This window comes from Streptococcus hepaticus (genome assembly GCF_043656315.1).
GTDB lineage: Bacteria > Bacillota > Bacilli > Lactobacillales > Streptococcaceae > Streptococcus > Streptococcus hepaticus.
This window is the reverse complement of record NZ_JBINIY010000004.1, coordinates 47910-71172: the sequence shown is the minus strand read 5'-3', so window position 1 is coordinate 71172 and position 23263 is coordinate 47910. Positions and strand designations below refer to the sequence as shown.

General features: G+C 42.1%; 22 protein-coding genes. 19 read left to right on the top strand and 3 right to left on the bottom strand.

Annotated elements, in window-relative coordinates:
- Window positions 1-34 precede the first annotated feature (34 nt).
- Window positions 35-940 (bottom strand): LysR family transcriptional regulator, encoded by a 906-nt coding sequence (locus ACHUFA_RS05095; RefSeq protein WP_222347840.1) that lies wholly within the window; start codon window positions 938-940, stop codon window positions 35-37.
- A 157-nt stretch (window positions 941-1097) separates the two neighbouring features.
- Here ACHUFA_RS05095 and ACHUFA_RS05090 point away from each other — a divergent pair, with 157 nt between their 5' ends.
- From ACHUFA_RS05090 to ACHUFA_RS05045, 10 genes are all read left to right on the top strand, one after another.
- The gene (locus ACHUFA_RS05090; protein WP_222347839.1) at window positions 1098-1940 is read left to right on the top strand and encodes a sugar phosphate isomerase/epimerase family protein; all 843 of its coding nucleotides are present in this window, start codon (window positions 1098-1100) and stop codon (window positions 1938-1940) included.
- Window positions 1941-2008: 68 nt separating this feature from the next.
- On the top strand, window positions 2009-2866 hold the full coding sequence (locus tag ACHUFA_RS05085; protein ID WP_394405092.1) for an SDR family NAD(P)-dependent oxidoreductase: 858 nt from the start codon (window positions 2009-2011) through the stop codon (window positions 2864-2866).
- 65 nt (window positions 2867-2931) lie between these two features.
- Window positions 2932-4242, top strand: a complete 1311-nt coding sequence (locus ACHUFA_RS05080; protein WP_222347837.1) for an MFS transporter — start codon at window positions 2932-2934, stop codon at window positions 4240-4242.
- A 98-nt stretch (window positions 4243-4340) separates the two neighbouring features.
- A complete protein-coding gene (locus ACHUFA_RS05075; protein WP_222347836.1) occupies window positions 4341-5555 on the top strand; it encodes an MFS transporter in 1215 nt (404 codons plus the stop codon).
- A 15-nt stretch (window positions 5556-5570) separates the two neighbouring features.
- A complete protein-coding gene (locus ACHUFA_RS05070; protein ID WP_222347835.1) occupies window positions 5571-6455 on the top strand; it encodes a shikimate dehydrogenase in 885 nt (294 codons plus the stop codon).
- A 303-nt stretch (window positions 6456-6758) separates the two neighbouring features.
- Window positions 6759-7634: a quinate/shikimate dehydrogenase gene (locus ACHUFA_RS05065; RefSeq protein WP_222347834.1), complete on the top strand. Its 876-nt coding sequence runs from the start codon at window positions 6759-6761 to the stop codon at window positions 7632-7634.
- Window positions 7635-7742: 108 nt separating this feature from the next.
- Window positions 7743-8750, top strand: coding sequence for a pneumococcal-type histidine triad protein (locus ACHUFA_RS05060; RefSeq protein ID WP_394405091.1), 1008 nt, complete (start codon window positions 7743-7745; stop codon window positions 8748-8750).
- Window positions 8751-8883: 133 nt separating this feature from the next.
- Window positions 8884-9009 carry a hypothetical protein gene (locus ACHUFA_RS05055; protein WP_318530381.1) on the top strand — a complete coding sequence of 42 codons (126 nt, stop codon included), beginning with the start codon at window positions 8884-8886 and terminating at the stop codon, window positions 9007-9009.
- Complete coding sequence (locus tag ACHUFA_RS05050; protein ID WP_394405090.1) at window positions 9003-9164, top strand: hypothetical protein; 162 nt, start codon at window positions 9003-9005, stop codon at window positions 9162-9164. Before ACHUFA_RS05055 ends, ACHUFA_RS05050 begins: the two co-directional genes overlap by 7 nt.
- Before the next feature lie 24 nt (window positions 9165-9188).
- Window positions 9189-9311 carry a hypothetical protein gene (locus ACHUFA_RS05045; RefSeq protein ID WP_318530380.1) on the top strand — a complete coding sequence of 41 codons (123 nt, stop codon included), beginning with the start codon at window positions 9189-9191 and terminating at the stop codon, window positions 9309-9311.
- 46 nt (window positions 9312-9357) lie between these two features.
- Here ACHUFA_RS05045 and ACHUFA_RS05040 read toward each other — a convergent pair whose 3' ends face one another.
- Window positions 9358-10206 (bottom strand): MBL fold metallo-hydrolase, encoded by an 849-nt coding sequence (locus ACHUFA_RS05040; protein WP_394405089.1) that lies wholly within the window; start codon window positions 10204-10206, stop codon window positions 9358-9360.
- 184 nt (window positions 10207-10390) lie between these two features.
- Between ACHUFA_RS05040 and ACHUFA_RS05035 the strand changes: the two genes are divergently transcribed.
- Together ACHUFA_RS05035 and ACHUFA_RS05030 are read left to right on the top strand one after the other, a co-directional pair.
- On the top strand, window positions 10391-11368 hold the full coding sequence (locus ACHUFA_RS05035) for an alpha/beta hydrolase (RefSeq protein ID WP_318530385.1): 978 nt from the start codon (window positions 10391-10393) through the stop codon (window positions 11366-11368).
- A gap of 31 nt (window positions 11369-11399) precedes the next feature.
- Entirely contained in the window at window positions 11400-12737 is a 1338-nt protein-coding gene (locus ACHUFA_RS05030) for a Na+/H+ antiporter NhaC family protein (RefSeq protein WP_394405088.1), read from the top strand.
- A gap of 28 nt (window positions 12738-12765) precedes the next feature.
- Here the strand turns inward: ACHUFA_RS05030 and ACHUFA_RS05025 are convergent, their stop codons facing one another.
- Window positions 12766-13653, bottom strand: a complete 888-nt coding sequence (locus ACHUFA_RS05025; protein WP_394405087.1) for a LysR family transcriptional regulator — start codon at window positions 13651-13653, stop codon at window positions 12766-12768.
- A gap of 155 nt (window positions 13654-13808) precedes the next feature.
- Here ACHUFA_RS05025 and aroD point away from each other — a divergent pair, with 155 nt between their 5' ends.
- The 7 genes from aroD (at window position 13809) to rlmD (ending at window position 23076) form a co-directional block, all read left to right on the top strand.
- A complete protein-coding gene (aroD, locus tag ACHUFA_RS05020; RefSeq protein ID WP_394405086.1) occupies window positions 13809-14582 on the top strand; it encodes a type I 3-dehydroquinate dehydratase in 774 nt (257 codons plus the stop codon).
- Between the two features lie 5 nt (window positions 14583-14587).
- The gene (locus ACHUFA_RS05015; RefSeq protein ID WP_394405085.1) at window positions 14588-17500 is read left to right on the top strand and encodes an oxidoreductase; all 2913 of its coding nucleotides are present in this window, start codon (window positions 14588-14590) and stop codon (window positions 17498-17500) included.
- Between the two features lie 159 nt (window positions 17501-17659).
- Window positions 17660-18937: a 3-phosphoshikimate 1-carboxyvinyltransferase gene (gene aroA / locus ACHUFA_RS05010; RefSeq protein WP_394405084.1), complete on the top strand. Its 1278-nt coding sequence runs from the start codon at window positions 17660-17662 to the stop codon at window positions 18935-18937.
- 14 nt (window positions 18938-18951) lie between these two features.
- A complete protein-coding gene (locus ACHUFA_RS05005) occupies window positions 18952-19452 on the top strand; it encodes a shikimate kinase (RefSeq protein ID WP_394405083.1) in 501 nt (166 codons plus the stop codon).
- A complete protein-coding gene (pheA, locus tag ACHUFA_RS05000; protein WP_394405082.1) occupies window positions 19443-20270 on the top strand; it encodes a prephenate dehydratase in 828 nt (275 codons plus the stop codon). Before ACHUFA_RS05005 ends, pheA begins: the two co-directional genes overlap by 10 nt.
- A 12-nt stretch (window positions 20271-20282) precedes the next feature.
- Window positions 20283-21632 carry an LCP family protein gene (locus ACHUFA_RS04995; RefSeq protein ID WP_394405081.1) on the top strand — a complete coding sequence of 450 codons (1350 nt, stop codon included), beginning with the start codon at window positions 20283-20285 and terminating at the stop codon, window positions 21630-21632.
- 88 nt (window positions 21633-21720) lie between these two features.
- On the top strand, window positions 21721-23076 hold the full coding sequence (gene rlmD, locus ACHUFA_RS04990) for a 23S rRNA (uracil(1939)-C(5))-methyltransferase RlmD (RefSeq protein ID WP_394405080.1): 1356 nt from the start codon (window positions 21721-21723) through the stop codon (window positions 23074-23076).
- The last annotated feature ends 187 nt before the right edge of the window (window positions 23077-23263 follow it).

Genomic DNA, 23263 nt, shown 5'->3' with positions numbered 1-23263 from the left:
AATTGAAAAAACACCGATTCAGTTGAATCGGTGTTTAACGTATATCAGGTAAGTCAGAAGAGGTCTCGCGGATAAAATCAAGGAAAGTAGACAGTTCAGGACTTGGTAGAACATCATTACGGTAAGCGGCATAGTAAATACGCGCTTTTTTCAAAGATTCTACTGGGATAATATTGATATCCTCGAGATTATCTAAGAAGTCAAATTTTGGAATGATAGCTAAACCAAATCCCTGGGCAACTAGGCCCGCAACTGTTTCATCTTCACTGACTTCAAAGGCAATTTGTGGTTTACTATTTGCTTTCTCGTAAATTTGCTCAATAATAGGACGAATCCCGCTTCGTTTTGAGAACCAGACTTGTGGAAAGAGTAGAGTATCCTCTAAAGTAATACTTTCCTGATGCGCTAGTGGGTGATTCTTAGGAACAATAACGACAAGGTCTTGGGCAAAAACAGGAAGATAAGAAATAGTGGGATGATGATCCAGCTTCGAACAGAAAGCCACATCGTACTTGTCTGCTACGACGCCATCAATCAAATCACTGGACATGCCACTATCGTTGTGGAAGTCAAAGTTGATATTGGAATCTGGGTGTTCATCAAGGAAACGACGAACTAGGTTTGGTATCGCCTTGCGACCCAGCACACGCAGGAGTGTCAAGTTGAGTGTTGTGCGACTGCTATTATTTTTTTGTAACTGCTTGACCCCATTGTCGAGGATTGCCAAAGAGGATTGGACAGTAGCGTAAAATTCCCGACCGGCCTTGGTCAAGACGATATTCCGCCCTTGCTTGGTAAAAAGTGAAACGGTCAGCTCCTCTTCCAGCATCATAATGGCATGGCTAAGGGTAGGCTGAGTAATATGAAGCTGACGTGCAGCATCAGTGTAGTGCTCTAAGTCGGCCAAGGTTAGAAAATAACGTAAATGTTGTAAATTCATAATAATCACCAAATTATCCTTGCTTTTAGTGTAGCATAATTGATAGATTTTATCTATAAATAGTCGTAAAAATATTGATTTGTTTTTCTTATATAGCTAGATTATAATGGGAAATGTAGAAAGTGAAAAAATTAACAAACTAAGGGGGACATGGATTATGTCAGAACTTTCACCAATTACAATCAGCTCTTGGACACTCGGTGACCAATGCAAATTTGAAGACCGTGTAAAAGCGGCTAAAGAAGCAGGTTACGAAGGAATTGGTCTTCGTGCAGAAACTTATGTTGATGCCCTTCAAGAAGGCTTGACGGATCAAGATATTTTGGATATTCTTGCTAAATACGATATCAAAGTAACAGAAGTTGAATACATCGTTCAATGGGCTGAAGAGCATCGTAGCTACGAACAAAAATACAAAGAACAAATGTGCTTCCACATGTGTAAATTATTCAATGTTGGTCACATCAACTGTGGTCTCATGGAAAACTACTCAGTAGAGTACACAGCACAAAAATTGAAAGAATTGTGTGGACGTGCTGGTGAATTGATCATCGGTGTTGAGCCAATGCCATACTCAGGTCTCCCTACATTTGAAAAAGCATACGCAGTTGTTGAAGCATCAGGTTGTGACAATGCGATGTTGATTTTGGACACATGGCACTGGGTTCGTGCAGACCAACCTTACATTGACTTGACACCAGATCAAGCAGCTAAGGTGATTTCAATCCAAATCAACGATGCTTACGAACGTCCATACGCAGCATCTATCTTGCGTGATGAATCTATGCACGACCGCTTGGCTCCAGGTACTGGTGCAAAAGACACAGCTGGTTTTGTGCGGATGATCAAAAATGCAGGTATTTCACCAAAAGTAATCGGTGTAGAAGTTATCTCAGACGAAATTCTTGGTCGTGGTCTGGCAGAAGCTTCAGCTCATACATTTGACAACACTATTAAAGTCTTGGAAGAAGCATGGCCAGAACAAGTACCAGCTAAATAATGAAAACGGTTTTTATAGCTGATGAATTTTGTTATAATAGAAATTAAATGATAGAGGAGAACAAATAAATGTCAGATAAATGGTTAGGCCTTGAAGGAAAAACTGCAGCAGTAACAGGTGCCGTTGGTGGTATGGGACGTACCATCGTTCAAGAATTTGCGAAACAAGGTGCTAATGTTGTCTTAATGGATATCCGTGAAGAAGCTTTGGTGGCATACGCTGAAGAAATCGCAAAAGAATATGGTGTCGGAACACTTGCAGTTGCAACCAACTCAACTGTAGAAGCAGATGTAGATAATGCAGTTGCCAAGGCTGTTGAAAAATTTGGTACAGTTGATATTTTGGTTAACACAGCAGCTATGCTTCGTGCTTGTCCATTGGAAGACCTTCCACTTGAAGAATGGCGCCAAACAGTTGATATCAACTTGACAGGATACTTCTTGGTATCTCAACGCTTTGGTCGTCAATTTATCAAACAAGGAAAAGGAAACATGGTGCACATCTCAACAATCGCATCTGTCTTTCCAGAAACGTATTCAGCTGCTTACAGTTCAACAAAAGCTGGTGTTAACATGATGTCACGTCAAATGGCTGCAGAATGGGGACAATTTGGTGTTCGTTCAAACTGTATCCAACCATGTTTTGTAAAAACACCATTGTCAGAAAGCTTCTACGCTGACCCAGTCGTTGAAGAAGGTCGTAAAGCATTGACAGCCAACAAACGGATTGGTAACACAATGGATATCGCTAATGCAGTTCTCTACTTGGCAAGTGACCGTTCTGACTACACAAACGGCCATGAGCTTCGTGTAGAAGGTGGGTTTGGTATCATGATGGGTGACCAAACACCAAAACCAGGTGGACGCCGTGAATTTGCTGAAAAAGAGCACAATGCCTACCTTGAGCGTATCAAAGGAAACAACTAATCACAAACGTATAGCCAGAGGAGAGCTCATCTCCTTTGACCCATAACGAAAGGAATTATGAATTAATGTTTAAGAATAATAAATACAACTTTACAGCCTTCTTGCTGTGGTCAGCTTACTTCTGTCACGGGATTCAAGCTCTCTTGATTTCACAAAATGCAAAATTCTTTGCAGTCAAATGGAACTTGATTTCACAAGCTGATTTGACTGATCCTAAGAAATTGGCAGTTGCAACTGGTACAGTATTGGCTGCAGTTGCTTGGACTGGTTGGGGTAAATTGTCCTTCCTAGCTTTCTCAGGTCCATTATCTGATAAAATTGGTCGTAAACCATTGATTGTTGCTGGTTTGCTTGGTTACGTGTTGATGTTTGCATCCTTCTTGTTTGCAACAGATATTGTCTTCGTAAACTTCTTGGCCTTCATCGGTGGTGCTATGACATCATTCTACGACGGAGCTATCAACCCAGCCCTCTTTGAAATGTACCCAGAGAACAAGTCAACAGCATCTGTTCTTGGTAAAACATTCATCTCCGTTTCATCTATCTTGTACCCATTGGTTGTTGCCTTTGTAGCGACAAATGGTCTTGCTCCTGAAATTGGTATCTGGATTCCACTCGTGCTCAGTGCAGTTGTATTTGCAGGTGTTCTCTTTGCCAAATTCCCAGACTTGGATTTGCAAAAAGAAGAAGGTTTGTCGGCTTCAGCAGCCATCAAAGAACTTGAAAAACGTCAAAACGTTGCAACTGTTGGTTCAGTTGAAAAAGCAAATCACGGTAATTTCGCTCTTGACGGTACGGTCTTGTCAATCTTTGCTTTGACCATCTACTCAAACTTCTACCTTTTCCAACAAGCTTCAAAAATCTATGCAACAAGCGTATTGAATATGTCAGAAGGTGCTGCGGCATCTGTAACTTCTCTCTACCAATTGGGTGGTTTGGTTGCAACCTTTGTCTTCTCCATCATGATGGCGCGTGGTGTGCGTGATATGTCTATCCTTGCAATCAGCCCAGTATTTGCAGGTTTGGCAGGTCTTATGGTCTTCTTTGCCCCATCACCAGCTACCTTGACCATTGCAGGTATCATCGTTGGTTTCTGTGCTGCTGGTGGTCTCCTTCAAATGGGGAACGGTGTCCTTAACCAATTCTTCGATACAAACAAAGGTCGTAATACGTCAGTTTATTACTTCGTTATGGCGCTTGGTTCAATCATCATTCCTAAAGCAGCTGGTAGCTTGATTGCAGCAGGTAAAGGTGAATTGATTATGTTGATCATGGCAGGTACAGGTCTTGCTTCAGCGGCTCTTATGTTCTTTGCAGGTACACGTTACAGCCATATCTTCGGCGTATCTATCTTCTCAAACTCTAAAAAAGGCTAAGAACCGTGAATACAGGTTCTAATGTCTAAAAATAAGGTGCAGGACTGAGGAGTTTCCTCGGTCTTGCACCTGTATTATCTTTGAAAGGCGATAGCTTAGTGGCAAAAAATAAATACATCCCCACCATTGGAAGTTTGTATGTAAACTATGTTTTCCAAGGGATTGCAGCAATCATTGTTTCGCAAAATATGTCGGTTCTTCGGGAGAACTGGGGTGCTTCTTTCAAGGAAGTCTCTCTAGTACTGAGTGCCATTGGAGTTGGACGCATTTTGAGTGTGAACTTCGCAGGTATTTTATCTGATAAGTTAGGCCGACGTCGGTCGATTTTGCTGGGAATTTTTTCCTACATTGTCTTCTTTATCGGTCTGCTCTTATCTCCAAACTATCTTTGGGCCTTTGTCTTCTCAATTTTTGCAGGTTTTGGAAATGCCTTTCTGGACACTGGTACCTATCCAGTAGTCGTCGAAGCCTTTGAAAATCCTTCACGAAATAGTGCTCTCAGTGTGCTAAATAAAGCCTTTATCTCTATGGGGCAGTTTATCTTCCCTATCATTACCCGCTTTATTCTGCAAAATGATTATTATTTTGGCTGGACCTTCATCGTCTCTGCTCTCTGTATGGGGCTTAATCTCTTCTTGACCCTTCGTCTGTCTTTTCCTGCTGTTCAAGATGGAAAAGTGGTGCAGATAAGTCAAGAAGATTTGGAGGAAAAGGCGGAGCATTCCTTGCAAGAAACAGGTGCGAATTTTAAGATTGAGGGCGTAGCTTTGTTGATTTTCTCATTCGTGTCCGTATCCTTATTTAACATTTTCATCACTTGGATTCCTTCATTTGCACAAGAAGTTTTACGGATGAAAGAAGCAGATAGTTTGGTCTTGGTCAGCTATTACAGTATTTTTTCATTTATTTCTGTCTTTGTGACCTCTTTTATCGTCAATCGAGGTATCAATATTCCAAAATTTATGATTTTCTGTACGAGCATTACAGGCTTGGCTTTAGCCTATATGCTGTTCAATCCAAGTTTTGCGACAGTTATGTTGGCAACCTTCTGTGTCGGTTTCTTCTCAGCAGGAGGAATTTGGCAACTAGGGCTGGCGGTCTTGCTGGAATTTTTTCCCTTCAAACGTGGGGTGATTACAAGTTTTTATTCACTGGCAACATCTATTTCAGTTATGGGAATTCCTTATTTGACAGGAGTTCTGGCTGAGCAAAATATGCGCTATATTTTTGTCCTAAATGCTGGACTAGCTTTTCTAGGGGCGGCTTGTCTCGTCCTTGTTCACAAGCGGTATCAAACAATTTTTTACAAATAAGAAAGAGGTTCTATTATGACAGAACGTTTATCAGGTCACACACTCTTGGTTAGCTTGATTGCTACACCTATCCGTCACAGCTTATCACCAAAAATGCACAATGAAGCTTATGCAAAATTGGGCTTGGACTATGCCTATCTTGCATTTGAAGTCGGTCAAGAAGAATTGGCTGATGCTGTCCAAGGTATCCGTGCTTTGGGTATTCGTGGTTCAAATGTTTCAATGCCAAACAAACAAGCCATCATTCCTTACCTTGATGAATTGTCACCAGCTGCTGAATTGGTCGGTGCCGTTAACACTGTCGTAAATAAAGACGGTAAAGGTCACTTGGTTGGGCACGTGACAGACGGTACTGGTGCTGTTCGTGCCTTGGCTGAAGAAGGTGTTGACGTGAAAGACCAAATCATCACTTTGACAGGTGCTGGTGGTGCTGGTACAGCTATTGCTATCCAATTGGCCCTTGATGGTGCAAAAGAAATCCGTATCTTTAACCGTAAAGATGATTTCTATGCAAATGCTGAAACAACTGTTGAAAAAATTAATACTCGTACAGAATCTTCAGCTACCTTGACAGACTTGGCCGACCAAGCTGCCTTCAAACAGTCAATCGCTGAATCAAGCATCTATATTGACGCAACAAGTGCAGGTATGAAACCTCAAGAAGATGTCTCATTGATTGATGATCCAGCTGTTATCCGTCCTGACTTGGTTGTCTTTGATGTTGTCTACAGCCCACTTGAAACAAAATTGCTTAAATTTGCTAAGGCACATGGTGCTAAAAAAGCCCTCAATGGTATCGGCATGATGCTCTACCAAGGTGCAGAAGCCTTCAAACTCCACACAGGTGAAGATATGCCGGTGGAATACATCCGCGATACATTCTTTAGCGACGCTAAATAAGCGGTATTGATTGACCAGAACTTGAGATAAAAGTCTCAGGTTCTTTCACTTTAACTGCTTTAACAGTTTGACGCAGTGGTTGACTGAATGTTCTCTTCCCTTGCTACGCAAGTAATTTCGAATAATTGAAGCTAGTTTCACTAGCTATATTTATAGCCACCAAAGGTCCCCCAGACCTTTGGTGCTAGTCAACTGTGCGGAGGTGGGACGACAAAATCGATTTCTGCGAAATCACAATTTTTGTCCCACTCTCTTTTCATGTGTGAAAGTGTTTATATTGAAAATCTTAGAAGGAAGTGTCTTATGACAGAACGTTTATCAGGCCACACCTTGATGTTGGCTCTTATTGCAACCCCTATTCGTCACAGTTTGTCTCCAAAAATGTACAATGAGACTTACGCTAAACTTGGTCTTGACCTAGCTTATCTTGCCTTTGAAGTTGGTCAAGAAGAATTGCCAGCTACTATTAAGGCTATTCGTGCTTTGGGAATTGTCGGCGGAAATGTTTCCATGCCAAATAAGCAGGCTATTGTTCCTTACATGGATGAACTATCTCCAGCGGCTAAGATGATTGGTGCGGTCAATACTTTTGTGAATCAAGATGGTCATCTAGTGGGGCACAATACAGACGGTGTTGGTGCCGTGCGCTCCTTGGAAGCAGAAGGTGTGGATGTGAAAGACCAAGTGATTACACTGGCAGGTATCGGTGGTGCTGGTACAGCTATTGCTGTTCAACTTGGCTTGGAAGGTGCTAAGGAGGTACGCATTTTTAATATCAAAGACAAGGCTTTCGAAGCTGCGGCTGGTATTATCGATACGATTAACAAGGAGACCAGCACAAAAGTAACCTTGGAAGATTTAGCAGATACAGAGAATTTCTACAAATCAATCGGAGAGAGTTCGATCTATATCGATGCAACTGGTATTGGGATGAAGCCGTTTGAAGATATGAAGCTGATTAATGATCCAGCAGTGATTCGTCCTGATTTGGTAATTTTAGATGTGGTTTATAGTCCTGCTGAAACACAACTCTTGAAATTTGCCCGAGAAAATGGTTGTCAAAAAGTCTTTAATGGACTTGCCATGATGTTGTATCAAGGAGCAGCAGCCTTCAAATTGCACACAGGTCAGGATATGCCAGTTGACTATATTCGTGATCTTCTATTTGACAGGAAATAGTTTAAGAAAGGAGCTGAAATCTCATTTTGGCTCCTTTTTTGCGGGAAAATGTACCTTACTGGTTGACAAAAGTTGATAATTTAGTAAAAAAATCAACCAATTAATTAAATGGTTAATCAAAAGGAGGAAAATAGAAAAGAAAAAATAGTTGCTCTATCATTAGCAACTACAGCGATTTTAGGCTTATCATCTGCCTATATTTTGTCCAAACAGGGGAATACTAAGATTGATAGTAAGGCAGAAAATACAGTTTCATATGTTTTTGGTGGAAATAAATCAACGTCCAAGGCCAAAAAAGGTTCAGACCAGATTCAGAAAGAAAAACTGAGTCCAGAGGAAGTTTCTAAAAAAGAGGGGATTACAGTAGAGCAGATTGTCATCAAAATTACAGCAGATGGCTATGTGCCCCTTCACGGGGAACACTATCATGTTTATAATGGGAAGGTGCCCTACAATGCCATTATTAGCGAAAGCTTATTGATGACGGATTCTAGTTATCATTTGAAGCAGGAAGATATTGTCAACGAAGTTAAAAATGGCTATTACTTCCACCATTGGAGCTATGATTACAAGCAAGAGCCGGGGCAAGTAGACCGCCATAGAAGTTTCTATACTGTTTTCAAGCCAAATCATTTTGAATCTTTCCAAATTTATTTGGAACCACAGCCTTCTACCATATTTGACCGTGCAAAATACCCACATCTTCGTCAGATGGACTATGTCCGTGTAGACTTCCATACGTTGGACAATGGCTACTTGGAGTATAAAGGGGAAAGAAGTGAGCATTTCATCTATTATATTCGTGATGATCAATCTTGGGAAAAAGTATTTGCCGCAGGTTTGGAATTACCAACAGTGATTGCAAAACCAGGATTTGAAGTTGTTAAGGGAACCTTTGATATTGAAAAACTTTGTCAAGGTAGCTTATTGATCCAACAAATTCAAACCAGTATTTTCCAAGTACGTTTTGGTACGACTAGTCCAGTGATTGGAACGTATATCCAAAGCAATCCAGCAAATTCATTGGATCCAAATGATTCACATCGGCCATCAGTCTACGATTTGCAACATCCTTATGACTCGCAGAATTATGTTCCAATCGCTTTTGTAGGGTGAGCATGGACAACTAGCTTCCAACCTACAATCAAGCCAAGTCTTTGTAGCCTTGGTATGTAAAGGAACTCATTTATCTCAAATCAGTTTGCCAACCCCAGTGGCTCAATAAGGTTATAAAGCAGGTTCATGGGATATGGAAGTAGGTGCCATCGCTCAAGAAGCTGAAGTCTACGCAGTAAACTTTAGTCCTGCTGGTGAAGAAGATAAGCCTGTTCAACCAGATCAACCTATCCAGAAGATGAAGAAGAAGATTTGTTGAAGCCAGATCTAAACCTTCCAAGCCAACCAGGAAATACTATATGGGATGACCTTCTCAGTCCAGATCCAGAGTTGCTTCCTACAGTAGATGACCAAGAACAGATTGAGAAAGAGTTGGATGAACTTGCTCAAACATACAATGTTGCCAGAGAATAACTACTTTATGATAAAGACCAGCACATGGTGACAATCACGAAGCCAGACGGTAGTCAAGTTCACTATGACTTATTACTGAAATCAGAAGTGAGTGACTTACCAGTTGCGCCAGGGCAGCCTAATGTAGATATGAGCTACGAATTCTAACGAAGAAAAATTTAGAAGTTGGAAATGAGTCCAGCTCCGTTTTTTTTTATTGACAAATATCCTCTAATTGATCCATACGAAAACTCATGGCACAAAATTCTGGGTCGTCAAAATCTTGTCCGTAATGAAACATGCGCAAGTCAGGTGCGTCAGGAGTATCCCATTCTGCAGCCTCTGACTGGTCAGGGTTGAATGTATCAATCAGATGTAGAACTTTATCCAAAAAAGTCGGTGGAAGTGGTTCAGGCCAGTGGGCGTAGAGAATGTCTCGGATAGGTAGCTTCTTTACTGATTCAATGGCTGCTCGGTAGCGACTAAGTGGAACTCCTGCTCCATAGAAAATTCGTTTGACAATAGCATCTCCGCTGAAGAAATAGTGACTTTCAAGATCGAAAAATCCAATGAAACCTTTGGTATGACCGGGAATAGCGATAATCTGTAGCTGTTGATTTCTTAGGTCAATGACTTGCCCATCAGTTAGAAATTCAAAGCGGTAGGGACCATCATTTTCCACTTGAGGACAAACTTTTTGCCCGGGAACCGTTTCAATCGGAAAGACAAAACCTTCATGACTGGGCCATTCATCCTGTCCAATCCAGACAGTATCAAATTGACGATTTCCCCCAGAATGATCGGGAAGGACATGGCTGTTAACCACCAAGAGCGGGAGCGAAGTCAGCTTTTCCACATAGGATTTTAGATCTGAAATACCGAAATCCGTGTCGATTAGTAAAGCTTTTTCTTGTCCAATAATCAAATAAGAAATACAATATCCCCAGCCAGGCAGTCGACCAGGTTCAGGGAGAAAACCTAGGCATTGAATAGCGTAAATACGCTCTGTAATTTGCCAATGGTGGCAGTCCTTTAAGCCCTTGTCAATACCTAGAGTAATCAATGGTTAGTTCATAAGAACCTCCTTTTTTATGCTTATAATCTCTTTTTATCAAAATTCCATGGAAAATTTTATAGGAAAAGTTTGGTAATCTATAAAGAAAATTTATGAAATCGATTTATAAGTTTTATAAAAAAGACATGTGAAAAACTTCTCAAACGGTGATAAAATAAAGGCAGTTAAAACAATGGATTTGAAAGGAAGTTTATCTATGAAATTGAAATCTTTTCCAGGTTATGAGGATCACCTGTTTTCTTATTTGACAGATGGTAGTGAGGAAACCTTGGCTCGTAAAAAGGCACAAGGTCAAGCTATGATGGCCTACGAACTTCCTGAAGGAATGACCATGGAAGATCGTATGATTCCTGGTCCAGAAGAAGGTCAGGAACTCTTAATCCGTGTCTTCACACCAGCAGGTTTGCCAGAAAAAGCACCGATGATTTTGGATATTCATGGTGGCGCCTTTGTAGCTGGTACAGTTGCTTTTGACAATGCTCGCTGTATTGGAATTGCGTCGCGCGTGCCAGCCATTGTAGTGGCAGTAGAGTATCGTCTCTGCGGTGCAACAGGTTACAGTTTCCCAGTACCACTTGATGACTGTCATGCAGCTTATATGTACATGCATGATCATGCGGAAGAATTTGGTGGAGACCCTGAGCGCCTTGGTCTCCATGGATCAAGTGCGGGTGCGACCCTAGCGGAAGGATTGGCACTTTACCTCCGCGACCACAATGAACCTGCACCATCTTTGACAGTTCTCAATTGCCCAACTTTTGATACAGCGATTGAAGAAACTTACTCCTTCCAACAGCTAACACAGGTGAAAATGGGACCAGCTAATAAAGCCTTCGGTGCAGAAGCTGCCTACCTTGGTGGTTACAATGGTCAACAACCTTCTTACTACGCCTTCCCAGCCTTTTGTCACGATATTGGTGGCCTTGGACCAACTATGATTATTGCTGGAGAATACGATACCCTTCGTGATTCAGCTTGGAATTATGGTCAACGCCTTCTCCGCGCAGGTGTTCCGATGGAATTTTTCCTAGCCCCTCGCTTAGGACATACCTTTACAGCAGCGCCTCACCCATACACAGACTTTGTTCACGAAATGATGGCCTGGTCCTTCAAACGTGAGTTTGGTCTGCTAGATGATTTGAAAAAATAAATAATAGAGAAACTATTTAGGAGAAGAAATTATGAGCCCAGCTATTCTTGCATTGATCATGCTAGCCATTATTGTTGTCTTTATCTTATTTGAAAAACAGCTCAAAATTCCAATGAATTTTGTCCTGTTCACCGTTCCAGTCATCTTTAGCTTCCTCATGGGCTATGACTTGACGCAAACGAGTAACTTTATCTTAACGCAGTTGAGCACAGTGATGAATCAAACAGGCTACATGCTCTTGTTTGGTTTGATTTACTTTGTGATGCTGACAGAGACAGGCATGTTTGATGTGATGGTCAATGCTGTCATGAAAATCATTGGCAATCGTCTCAATGTGGTTGGTGTCATGATTTTGACAACGGTCTTAGGAGCCATTGCTTACTTGACAGCCAATATGTCAACAACCTATCTGATCGTCTTTCCAATTGTGATTCCTCTTTATAAAAAATTCAAGATTGACCGTGACTTTGCCTTTATCATTTGTCAAACAGCAGTTGCAGCCATGTGTTGGTTGCCTTGGGGGATTGGTGTAATCATGTCTGCGACAATGGCAGGGACAGATGCAGAAACCTTGGCAGCAGCTTCAATTCCTTGGGGATTGTGCTTTATTCCAGCCATTATCTTGCAATACGTCTACTTTGCATGGCGCCATAAAAAAGAACACGGTACCCTAGGATTACCAGAAGGTGCAGAAGCGGAAGCAGATCATGCAGAAGGGGCAAAAGAAAAAGAATTCGCGCGTCCTGACTTATTCTGGGTAAATTTCCTTGTCTTTATCTTGGTCATCGTGGGCTTAGCGGTATTTAAGGTTCCATCTTATCTCGTCTTTGTGGCAGCTTCAATGGTAACAGCTTTGATCAACTATCCTAAGAATTTTGGACAAATTTGGAACAAGGCTGGTATGACATTCTTTAACGTTTTAATCATGCTTCTTGCCATTTGTTTCTATCTTGCTATTTTTAACGCAGCACCTGAAGACGGCAGCAAAATGTCAATGGTTGCATCTTTGGCACAATTATTAGAAAGTATTTTCCCAGCCTTCTTGCTCAAATACATGCACATCATCTTCCTTTTGTTGGCCGTGCCAATCATTTACTTTGTACCTTATCAATTGTACAATGCCCTCTACCCACTCTTTATTTCAGTAGGGGCAACCTTTGGATTGTCACCAATTATGATTATTGCACCGTTTGTATGTAATCTTGCCTTGGCAACTTCTGTTACCCCAATGAACTCGGCGACTTTTGTCGGTTGTTCTTTGATTGAGGAAGAAGTAGGACCATATACACGTCATGCAGCACCAATCATGTTTGTGACAAATATCGTGGTTATCTTGACCGCCATTCTCTTTGGATTATTGCACTTCTAAAAGAAAACTAGGTTCCGTTGGACGAAACCTAGTTTTTCGTTTGTTCAAAAAAGGCTAAACAGTAATCACAAAATTTCTGTGTGAGCGGCGAAATGTAATCCTTTTGGCGGATTGCCAAGTAAATGATTCGTTGAGATAGAGGGTTGCGTATTTTGAGTTTTTTGACAGGAAAGGAGGCGATACTAGGGATATCTGGCATGATAGCAATACCAAAATCTTGTGCGACGAAGCCTAGAATACTGAGGTCGCTTTCTAATTCCAGTTTTATTTTTGGTTGCAGGTCAAGATTGGCAAAGGTCTGGTCCAAGTATGGTCGGAGGCCACTACTTTGATTGTAGTAGACGTAGTCGTAGCTCAAGCTCTCCTCGAGGCTGACTTGGTCAAAGGCGGCAAGTGGATGCTGCTCAGGCACTACTAGGACCAAGTTTTCTGTCGTGAGTGGTTCAAAGTGAATGGAGTCAAATTCTTCCACTTTGGAAACGAAGGCTAGGTCTAACTTTTCATCCTTCAAGAGTTCCAGCAAGTGCTTAGAATTATTTTGTTCAAAGTCAAAATGGACCTCTGGATAATCAGCCAAAAACTGCTTGAGAAGAGTGGGAGACTTTTCAATTCCCATGGTGTAGATAAAGCCCAGATGAATATTGCCACGGTTGGGGTCAATTTCTGCCAGGATACGATGACTTCCTTCTTCAAGTGCATTCAAGGACTGGGCGGCAGCGTCATAGAAAATCTTTCCATAGCGAGTTAAACGGATATTGCGCCCAGTCTTTTTGAAAAGCGGGACACCTAGCTCTTTTTCCAATTCGGAAATCATATAACTAAGATTGGGCTGGGAGGTATTGAGTTCTTGGGCTGTGCGGGTCATATGCTCAGTTTTCGCCAAAGCGATAAAATATTCCAAGTGTTGTAAGTTCATAATCGACTCCTTGTCTTTATTCTATTATACTCTAAATTTTGACAGAAAAGATAAATATTATTGATAGATTGGATAAAATATATCTATTAGATTTATGTATTTCCCTATGATATAATTTTAGTGAAAAATCTCACAAAATGAAAAAAGGTGAAAATATGGTAGAAAATTTCAAACCTGTTACAGTTGGAAATGTAACATTTGGACAAGGTCGTCCAAAAATTATCGTCCCTTTGGTTGGGAAAACAGCTGAAGAAATTCTTGCAGGTGCACGTCAAGCCAAGGAATTAGACTGTGACTTGATTGAATGGCGTATTGACTTTTATGAAAATGTTACGACACCAGCAGATGTAGCTGCCTTGTCAAAAGAAGTGACTGCAGCAACTGGTAAGCCAGTTTTGGTGACATTCCGTACTGCCAAAGAAGGTGGTGTGTTGGAAATTTCAGACCAACTCTACTTTGACATTTATGCAGCCGTATTGAATGATGGTCATGCGGACTTGATTGACTTGGAACTTTTCATGTCTGACCAAGAAGTGCAAGATACCATTGCCTTGGCTCATGAAAAAGGAACAAAAATTATCATGTGTAACCATGATTTTGATGCAACACCAAGCCAAGAAGAGATTGAACGCCGTCTCCGTCTCATGGAAGAAAAGAATGCAGATATTTGTAAGATTGCGGTCATGCCACAGTCGAATGCGGATGTCTTGACTCTTCTTCAAGCGACTGCAGCGGTTTATGCGACTTCTACTCGTCCACTCATCACTATGTCAATGGGGGCGCTTGGTATGGTCAGCCGTGTTAGTGGTGAAGTGTTTGGTTCATCCGCAACTTTTGGTGCAGCGGCGAAAGCTTCAGCACCAGGTCAAGTACCAGTCGCAGAATTGCGCAACATTCTCTCAACATTGAAATTAACAAACGAGGACTAAGATACATGACAAAAGAACTTTTTGAAACGATTGACTTCAAATCAGGCGTCAGCTTGAAAAATCGTATCGTCATCTCTCCAATGACAACCCAATCTGCCTACTTTGACGGTAGCATGACAGAAGAATTGATTGAATACTATGCTCATCGTTCAGGTGAAGTTGGTGCGGTTATTGTGGAGTCAGCCTTCGTTGAAAACTATGGTCGTGGTTTCTTTGGAGCTGTTGGTATTGATACAGATGACAAGATTGAAGGTTTGTCACGTGTAGCCAAAGCTATTCAAGAAAAAGGTTCAAAAGCCTTTATCCAAATCTACCATGCAGGACGTATGGCCTTTCCAAATATGAATGAAGGTCGCAACCCAGTTTCAGCTTCTCCAGTAGCAGCCCTTCGTCCAAATGCGCCTGTTCCGACAGAAATGACTCACCAAGAAGTCTTGGCTATGATTGACAACTTCGCAGAAGGTGTTCGTCGTGCTATCAAGGCTGGTTTTGATGGGGTCGAACTCCACGGTGCTAACACCTTCCTCTTGCAACAATTCTTCTCACCACACTCAAACCGTCGTACAGATGCTTGGGGTGGTAGCCGTGAAAAACGTGCTAAATTTGCAATAGAAGTTGTCAAAGCAGCCAAACGTGTCATGGCTGAAGAAGGTGCTGAAAACTTTGTCCTTGGTTACCGCTTCTCACCAGAAGAATTGGAAGAGCCGGGTATCCGCTTTGAAGATACGATGTACTTACTCAATACCTTGGCAGAGTATGACTTGGATTATTTCCACTTCTCAATGGGGCTCTACACACGCGGTTCGATTGTTAATCCTGATAATCCAGAAATGCTTATCAGCAAATTCAACGAACTTAAATCAGGTAAATTGGCTGAAACTCCAATCATCGGTGTAGGGAATATTCGTCAAACGGCTGACGCAGAAGGTGCCTTGGAAGCTGGTTATGATGTGATTGCTGTTGGTCAAGGTTTCTTGATTGAGCCAAACTGGGTTGAAAAAATCCGTGACAATCAAGAAGTTCGTCCATTTGCAGATGTATCTGAACGTGAAGAATTGGTTGTTCCAACGCCATTGTGGCACTATATGGATGATGCTTTTGGTCTTGTAAAAGATATTGAGGCTGAAAAAGCAAAAGCAGAACGCCTGCAAGAACTCATGAGCAAACCGCTTGAATTCAACCCAGGTCAATACCATGTCACAGCTCACGGTCACAACAGTGAATTGCCAATGGTAGTAACCTTTGACGAATCTCGTATTACAGCTGTTGAAATTGACAGTGAAGGCGAATCAGCTGGACTGTCTGACTTGGTATTTGAACGTATGCCAAAACAAATCATCGAATTCCAAACCTTGAATGTGGACGCCGTTTCAGGTGCATCTTCTACAAGTAAAGGGGTCATTGATGGTGTGTCTGACGCAGTTCGTTTGGCAAGTGGACAAGATGCAGTTGATGTCTTGAAAGCACGTCAGAAACCAGTTATTGAGCGCTCAACAGAAGTTTTAGAAGAAGAAATAGACGTTGTCATCGTTGGCGGTGGTGCGGCTGGTATCGCAGCTTCGCTCCGTGCGGACGAACTGGGTCTCAAGGCTACCTTGGTTGAAAAACTCAGCTTTATCGGTGGTGCGATTTCCGTTTCAGGTGGTAACCAAGTCGTTACGGGTTCTCGTTTGCAGATTGAAGAAGGAGTTGCAGATGATACTCCTGAATTAATGGCAGAAGACTTCCTTAAAAATGGGAACAACCAAAACGTTATGGAACTCTTGAATCTCCTGGCCAACAATGTTGGTACAGCGACTGACTGGGTACATGACTATGTCGGTGTTGAATATGACATGGCTGGTGGTTTGCACGTTCTTGCTGAATACCGTAAGAACCGTGAATTGGCTTATGCCCATGGTGGACATGGCTTTGCAGCTTCTGTTCGTGAAAAAATGGCTGCTTCAAATGTCAACCTTCTTCTTCAAACCAAGGCTGAAAAACTCTTGACAGACGGCCAAGGAAACGTGACTGGCTTGGTTGCCGTTGAGGAAAATGGTACAACTCACCGTATCTCAGCCAAAGCAGTTGTCCTTACAACAGGTGGTTATGGTAACAACAAGGCTATGTTGTCAGACGAGCTCAAAGACGTTCTCTTCTACGGAACTCGTTCATCTATGGGTGAAGGTGTACAAATGGCGCAAGCGCCAGAAGTGGATGCGGCAACTCGCATGATGGAACTTGGGAAAATCTACCCTAACGGTGTGGAAGTCTCACCAGGTACTGCCAAATCAACTATCGGGGGTAACATTGCCATTCTCCGTCGCAACGGTATCTTGGTCAACACCAACGGTCATCGTGTCATCAACGAACGCGCAAGTAACCACGAAATTTTGGATGTCCTTATGGAACAAGATCCAAAACTTCTTTACCTCTTGATGGACCAAGAAACATTCGATATTTTCCGTAAAGAAATCGCTGAAGGTGGTATTTCTGCTAAGGAAGTTGACAGTTGGTTGGAAGCAAACGGAAGCAAGACCCCATTCCTCTTCCATGCGGATAACTTGGAAGCCTTGGCTGACTTGGCGGGTATGGATACACAAGCACTTGCGAACACCGTATCACGCTTTAACGAGTTTGTCGCAAACGGTAAAGATGAAGACTTCGGTCGTCAAATTGAGTTCTTGCAAACACCAGTTGGAAAAGGACCATACTACTTGATTGAGCAAAAACCACGTTTTGCAACAACGATGGGTGGTCTGGTTGTCAATGATAAACTGGAAGTCCAAAATAACTCTGGTAAAACAATCGGCGGTCTTTATGCAGCCGGTGAAGTTGTCGGTGGTGTCATGGGGACAGACTCACCTTCAGGTGCCAACAATGCTTGGGCTCTTACATCAGGTAAATTGGCAGCAGAAAATATTCAAGCTAAAAACTAATCTAGGAGAAGTTGGAATCATTTCCAGCTTCTTTTTTAGATACTCTAAATACAAAGAATGATAAGCAAGGTTTTTTGAGTATTTTTTCATAAAATTTACATAAATAGTAGAAAAGTATGATAAAATGGTGATAAGTTTTAAAGGGAGAGGTTGGTGTGTATGCAGTTAAAAACAGGTGTTGAATGCCTTTCAGGGACTATTCGAGTTCCTGGAGACAAGTCTATTAGTCATCGGTCTATCATGTTTGGTAGTTTGGCTAAAGGAGTGACCAAAGTTTACGATATTTTGCGTGGCGAGGATGTCTTATCTACTATGCAGGTATTTCGTGAGTTGGGTGTGCATATTGAAGACAGGGGCTCTGTTGTGGAGGTGCACGGTCTTGGTTTTGATGGTCTTCAGGCACCACAAAAACCTCTTGATATGGGGAATTCAGGGACCTCTATTCGCTTGATTTCAGGCGTTTTGGCAGGACAAGATTTTTCAGCTACCATGTTCGGGGATGACTCCTTATCGAAGCGGCCCATGGATCGTGTGACCATTCCCTTGAAGAAAATGGGTGTGGATATTTCAGGTCAAACGGAACGTGATTTGCCGCCTTTGACCATTAAAGGTAACAAAAATCTGCAACCTATTTCCTATCAATTACCAGTAGCTTCTGCCCAAGTCAAGTCTGCCTTAATCTTTGCAGCCTTACAAGCCGAAGGTGAGTCCGTCATCCTTGAAAAAGAATTGACTCGCAATCATACAGAGGACATGATTCGTCAGTTTGGTGGAGAAATTTCTATGGACGGCAAGGAAATTCGAATTAAGGGCAAGCAGGAATTCACAGCACAAGAAGTGGTCGTTCCTGGGGATATTTCCAGTGCAGCTTTCTGGCTAGTAGCAGGTCTTATTGTGCCAAATAGCCGTATTGTCCTTGAAAATGTCGGCATTAACGAAACTCGGACAGGTATTTTAGATGTGATTAGAGCCATGGGTGGAAAATTGACCATCAGTAATCATGATGAGATTGCTAAGTCTGCTACGTTGACGGTCGAGATATCTGATCTGCATGGTACAGAAATTGCAGGTGAACTCATTCCACGACTGATTGATGAATTGCCTATTATCACGCTTTTGGCAACGCAGGCAAATGGCACAACTATTATCCGTGACGCAGAAGAGCTCAAAGTAAAAGAAACAGATCGCATTCAGGTGGTGGCGGATGCTTTAAATAGCATGGGAGCCAATATCACTCCGACATATGACGGTATGATTATTGAAGGAAAAACAGCTCTTCATGGTGCCAATGTCAATACCTTCGGCGACCACCGTATCGGCATGATGACGGCTATTGCGGCTCTCTTGGTCCAAGATGGGGAGGTTTATCTGGACCGGGCTGAAGCTATCAACACTAGCTATCCAAGCTTTTTTGCAGACCTAGATAGTTTACTTTAGAAGGGAGACAGATTATGGCAATTTTACTACTTGGATTTATGGGTGCAGGTAAGACAACAGTTGCTTCTTATTTGCAGGAACATTACGACCAATTTCTGGATATGGACATTATTATTGAAGAAAAGATTGGCATGTCTATTACTGATTTCTTTGCTAAGGAAGGCGAAGCTGCCTTTCGTAAGATTGAATCTGAAACGCTTGAAGAACTCCTTCAAACATCAGGTGATGTCATTATCTCAACTGGTGGCGGTGTAGTTATTTCGGAAAAAAATCGGGACTTGCTTCGTGCAAATCGTAAGTACAATGTGCTCCTCTCAGCTTCTTTTGAAGTGCTCTATGACCGCATTGCCAATGATAAAATTTTCCAGCGCCCTCTCTTTCTCAATAACTCAAAAGAAGACTTCCACGGGATTTATGAGCGTCGGATGATGCTCTATGAAGGATTGTCAGACTTGATTATCAATACGGACCATCGTAGTCCAGAAGAAGTAGCAAGGATTATCAGATGCGTATAGCTTATCTTGGACCGCGTGGTTCCTTTACCCACCACGTTGCCAGTCAGGCCTTTCCCCAAGATGAATTGGTTCCCTTTCAGACCATTACGGAAGTCATCAAGGCTTTTGAGCAGGGAGAGGTGGATTATTCGGTGGTTCCTGTTGAAAATTCTATAGAAGGCTCTGTCCATGAAACGTTGGACTATCTTTTTCATCAAGATCCTATTCATGCGGTCGCAGAGGTCATTCAGCCCATTGCTCAGCAACTAATGGCGACTTCGTCTCAGAAGAAAATTGATGTGATTTATTCTCATCCTCAAGCTATTGCCCAAGGAAAGCAGTATATTTTAGAGCATTATCCACAGGCGAAGATTGAGATGACAGCTAGCACAGCCTATGCAGCCCGTCTGGTTGCGGATAATCCCGACCAGCCCTATGCTGCCATTGCCCCTCAAGCAGCGGCAAGTGAGTATGGTTTGGAAGTCATTGCCCAGGATATCCAGGAAATGGATGAGAACTTTACACGTTTTTGGATTTTGGGAAATGAACAGGTCCGTCTTCCCTTGGAAAGTCAGGTCAATAAAATCTCTCTTGCTCTCACTCTGCCAGACAATCTTCCGGGGGCTCTGTATAAGGCCATGTCTGTTTTTGCTTGGCGAGGAATTGACTTGACTAAGATAGAAAGTCGTCCGTTAAAAACAGCTTTGGGAGAGTATTATTTTATCTTGGATGCGGTTCACGAAGAGATTCAACTGGTGGACTATGCCTTGAAAGAATTGACAAGTCTCGGCATTTCTTATAAAATACTAGGGTACTATTTGGTATACACTGTCAAATAGGAAGGAATACCGATGAGAAATGAAAAAAGTTTCCTCAGTCATCATGAGGAGCTCAGATTGGATTATCTGCAAAAGAATATCCATTTTTTGAATGATAAAGAAAAGCGCGAATTAGCCTTTTTAACTTATAAAGATCAACATGGGGCAGTTAGTGCCCCTCTTCAGTCTGAAAAAGTTATCCGTCGTGGAGATGCGGAACTTCCTCCTTATAGATCTGAGAGATACATGGAAGACGAGATAGATGATCTACCAGAATACCCTCGAGAAAAACCAAGCCGTTCTCGTGCTCGTAAGGCTAGTAAGAAAAAAACAATCAAGGGAGTTCCACTTCCTCTGGATGCAGAACCCCTTATTCCTAAGAAAGAAAAAAAGCCACGTAAAAAAGGACGTATCAAGCGCTTCTTTACTTGGGTAGCTCTGATTTTAGTAACAGTTTTAGCTGGAATGGCCTTCATGTTCTATAAGGGAATGAAGGCAATCCAAGACAGTCCAAATGCTAAAGCCGCAGAGACTGAAGTTTTCCATGGACAAAATACAAAAGACGGAGTCAATATCCTGATACTTGGTACAGATGGCCGTGTTGGAGAAACTTCTGATATGACTCGGACGGACTCTGTAATGGTAGCCAATATCAATAACTCTGATAAAAAAGTGAAATTGGTCAGCTTCATGCGTGATACCCTGATTAATATCGACGGATATGACTACAAGTTGAATGTGGCCTATACTTTTGGTGAGCAGAACAATCACCAAGGTGCGGAAAATGTTCGTGAGGTCTTGAAAGAGAATTTTGATATTGACATCAAGCACTATGCCTTGGTTGACTTTTCAACCTTTGCGACAGCCATTGACACCATTTTTCCTGAGGGGGTTACCATCGATGCACAGTTTTCAACTATTGATGGCGTAGATGTGACAGCAGTAGATGTGCCAGACGATTTGAATATGAAGGATGGTGTGGTACCAAGCCAGACCATTACAGAGGGCAAGCAACAGATGGATGGTCGTACCTTGCTCAATTATGCGCGCTTCCGTAAGGATGATGAGGGTGACTACGGTCGGACTCGCCGTCAACAGCAGGTTCTCAGTGCTGTCTTGACGCAGGTCAAGAATCCAACCAAACTCTTTACAGGATCAGAAGCGCTAGGGAAAGTTTATTCATTGACCTCTACCAGCGTTCCCTTTAGCTTTATTTTGACAAATGGTCTTGGTGCTACTGTTGATGGATCAAATGGAGTGGAACAAGTGACAATTCCAGAGAACAATGACTGGATAGACGAGTATGATGTCTACGGTGGTTCAGGTCTTAAGATTGACTTTGAAAAATACAAGGAAAAGCTTGCCAAGATGGGCTTCCGCTAATCAACACCACTCTTAAATTTATGATATACTAGAAGGGACTTGGGTCTCTTCTTTTTTTATTCTATTGGCCCATATAGAAAGTAGAAATATGTTACAGAAAAACGACATTGTAGAAGTAGAAATTGTTGATTTGAGCCATGAAGGCATGGGGATTGCCAAGGTAGATGGTTTTGTTTTCTTTGTGGAAAATGCTCTGCCAAATGAAGTCATAAAGATGCGCGTGCTGAAATTGCGTAAGAATATTGGTTACGGTAAGGTTGAAGAATACATCGAAACTTCTCCTTACCGCAATGATAGTTTGGATGCGGCGTATTTGCGTACGGGGATTGCGGATTTGGGACATCTTGCTTATGAAGAGCAACTCAAGTTCAAACAAAAACAAGTGGCAGATAATTTGTATAAGACAGCCCACATTTCAGATGTGGAGGTCTTACCAACGCTTGGAATGGAGCACCCATTTGCCTACCGTAACAAGGCGCAAGTTCCTGTTCGTCGTGTTAATGGTCAGTTGGAAACAGGTTTCTTCCGTAAGAATTCGCATGACCTCATGCCTATTGATGATTTCTTGATTCAAGAAAAAGACATTGATGCGCTGATCAATTTCACGCGTGATTTATTTTGCCGCTTTGATATCAAACCTTATGATGAAAAAGAGCAATCAGGTCTTATCCGTAATTTTGTTGTCCGTCGCGGGCACTATACGGGTCAAATGATGCTTGTCCTCGTGACCACACGTCCTAAGATTTTCCGCGTCGAGCAAATGATTGCCAAAATCGTCGAAGCCTTTCCAGCAGTGGTTTCTGTTATTCAGAACATCAATGATAAGAACACCAATGCCATTTTGGGGCCAGAGTTCCACACCCTTTACGGCAAGGATGTGATTGAGGACCAAATGCTTGGTAATACTTACGAGATTTCAGCCCAATCTTTCTACCAAGTCAATACTGACATGGCTGAAAAACTCTATCAAACAGCTATTGATTTTTCAGAATTGACGGCTGATGATGTAGTGATTGATGCCTACTCTGGGATTGGGACTATCGGCCTGTCTGTGGCTAAGCAGGTTAAGCACGTCTATGGCGTTGAAGTCATTGAAAAAGCTGTCATAGATGCCAAGAAAAATGCTGAGCGAAACGGTATTATCAACAGCACCTATGTCGCCGATAGCGCTGAAAATGCTATGGCACAATGGGTCAAAGACGGCATCAAACCAACAGTTATCATGGTGGACCCACCGCGTAAAGGTTTGACCGAAAGCTTTATCCGTTCCGCAGCTGAAACTGGGGCTGATAAGGTGACCTATATCTCATGTAACCCAGCAACCATGGCGCGTGATATTGCCTTATTTGAGGAATTGGGCTATAAGTTGACTAAGGTGCAGCCTGTTGACCTATTTCCGAATACGCATCATGTGGAGTGTATAGCATTGTTGACTAGAATTTAGGTAAGACAGAGTAAATAGGCTGATAAATAAAGGATTTCTAAGTGTTGTTCAATTTAGAATGACGCTTGGGAATTTTTTATTTGCAGAGAAAGTTTGAATTTAAAAAGAGTGTGGAGTTGACAGATCTGTTATTTAGGGATTGAGTTGATGGGTTGGTTTATATAATCTTTCTTGAAAAAATTATATA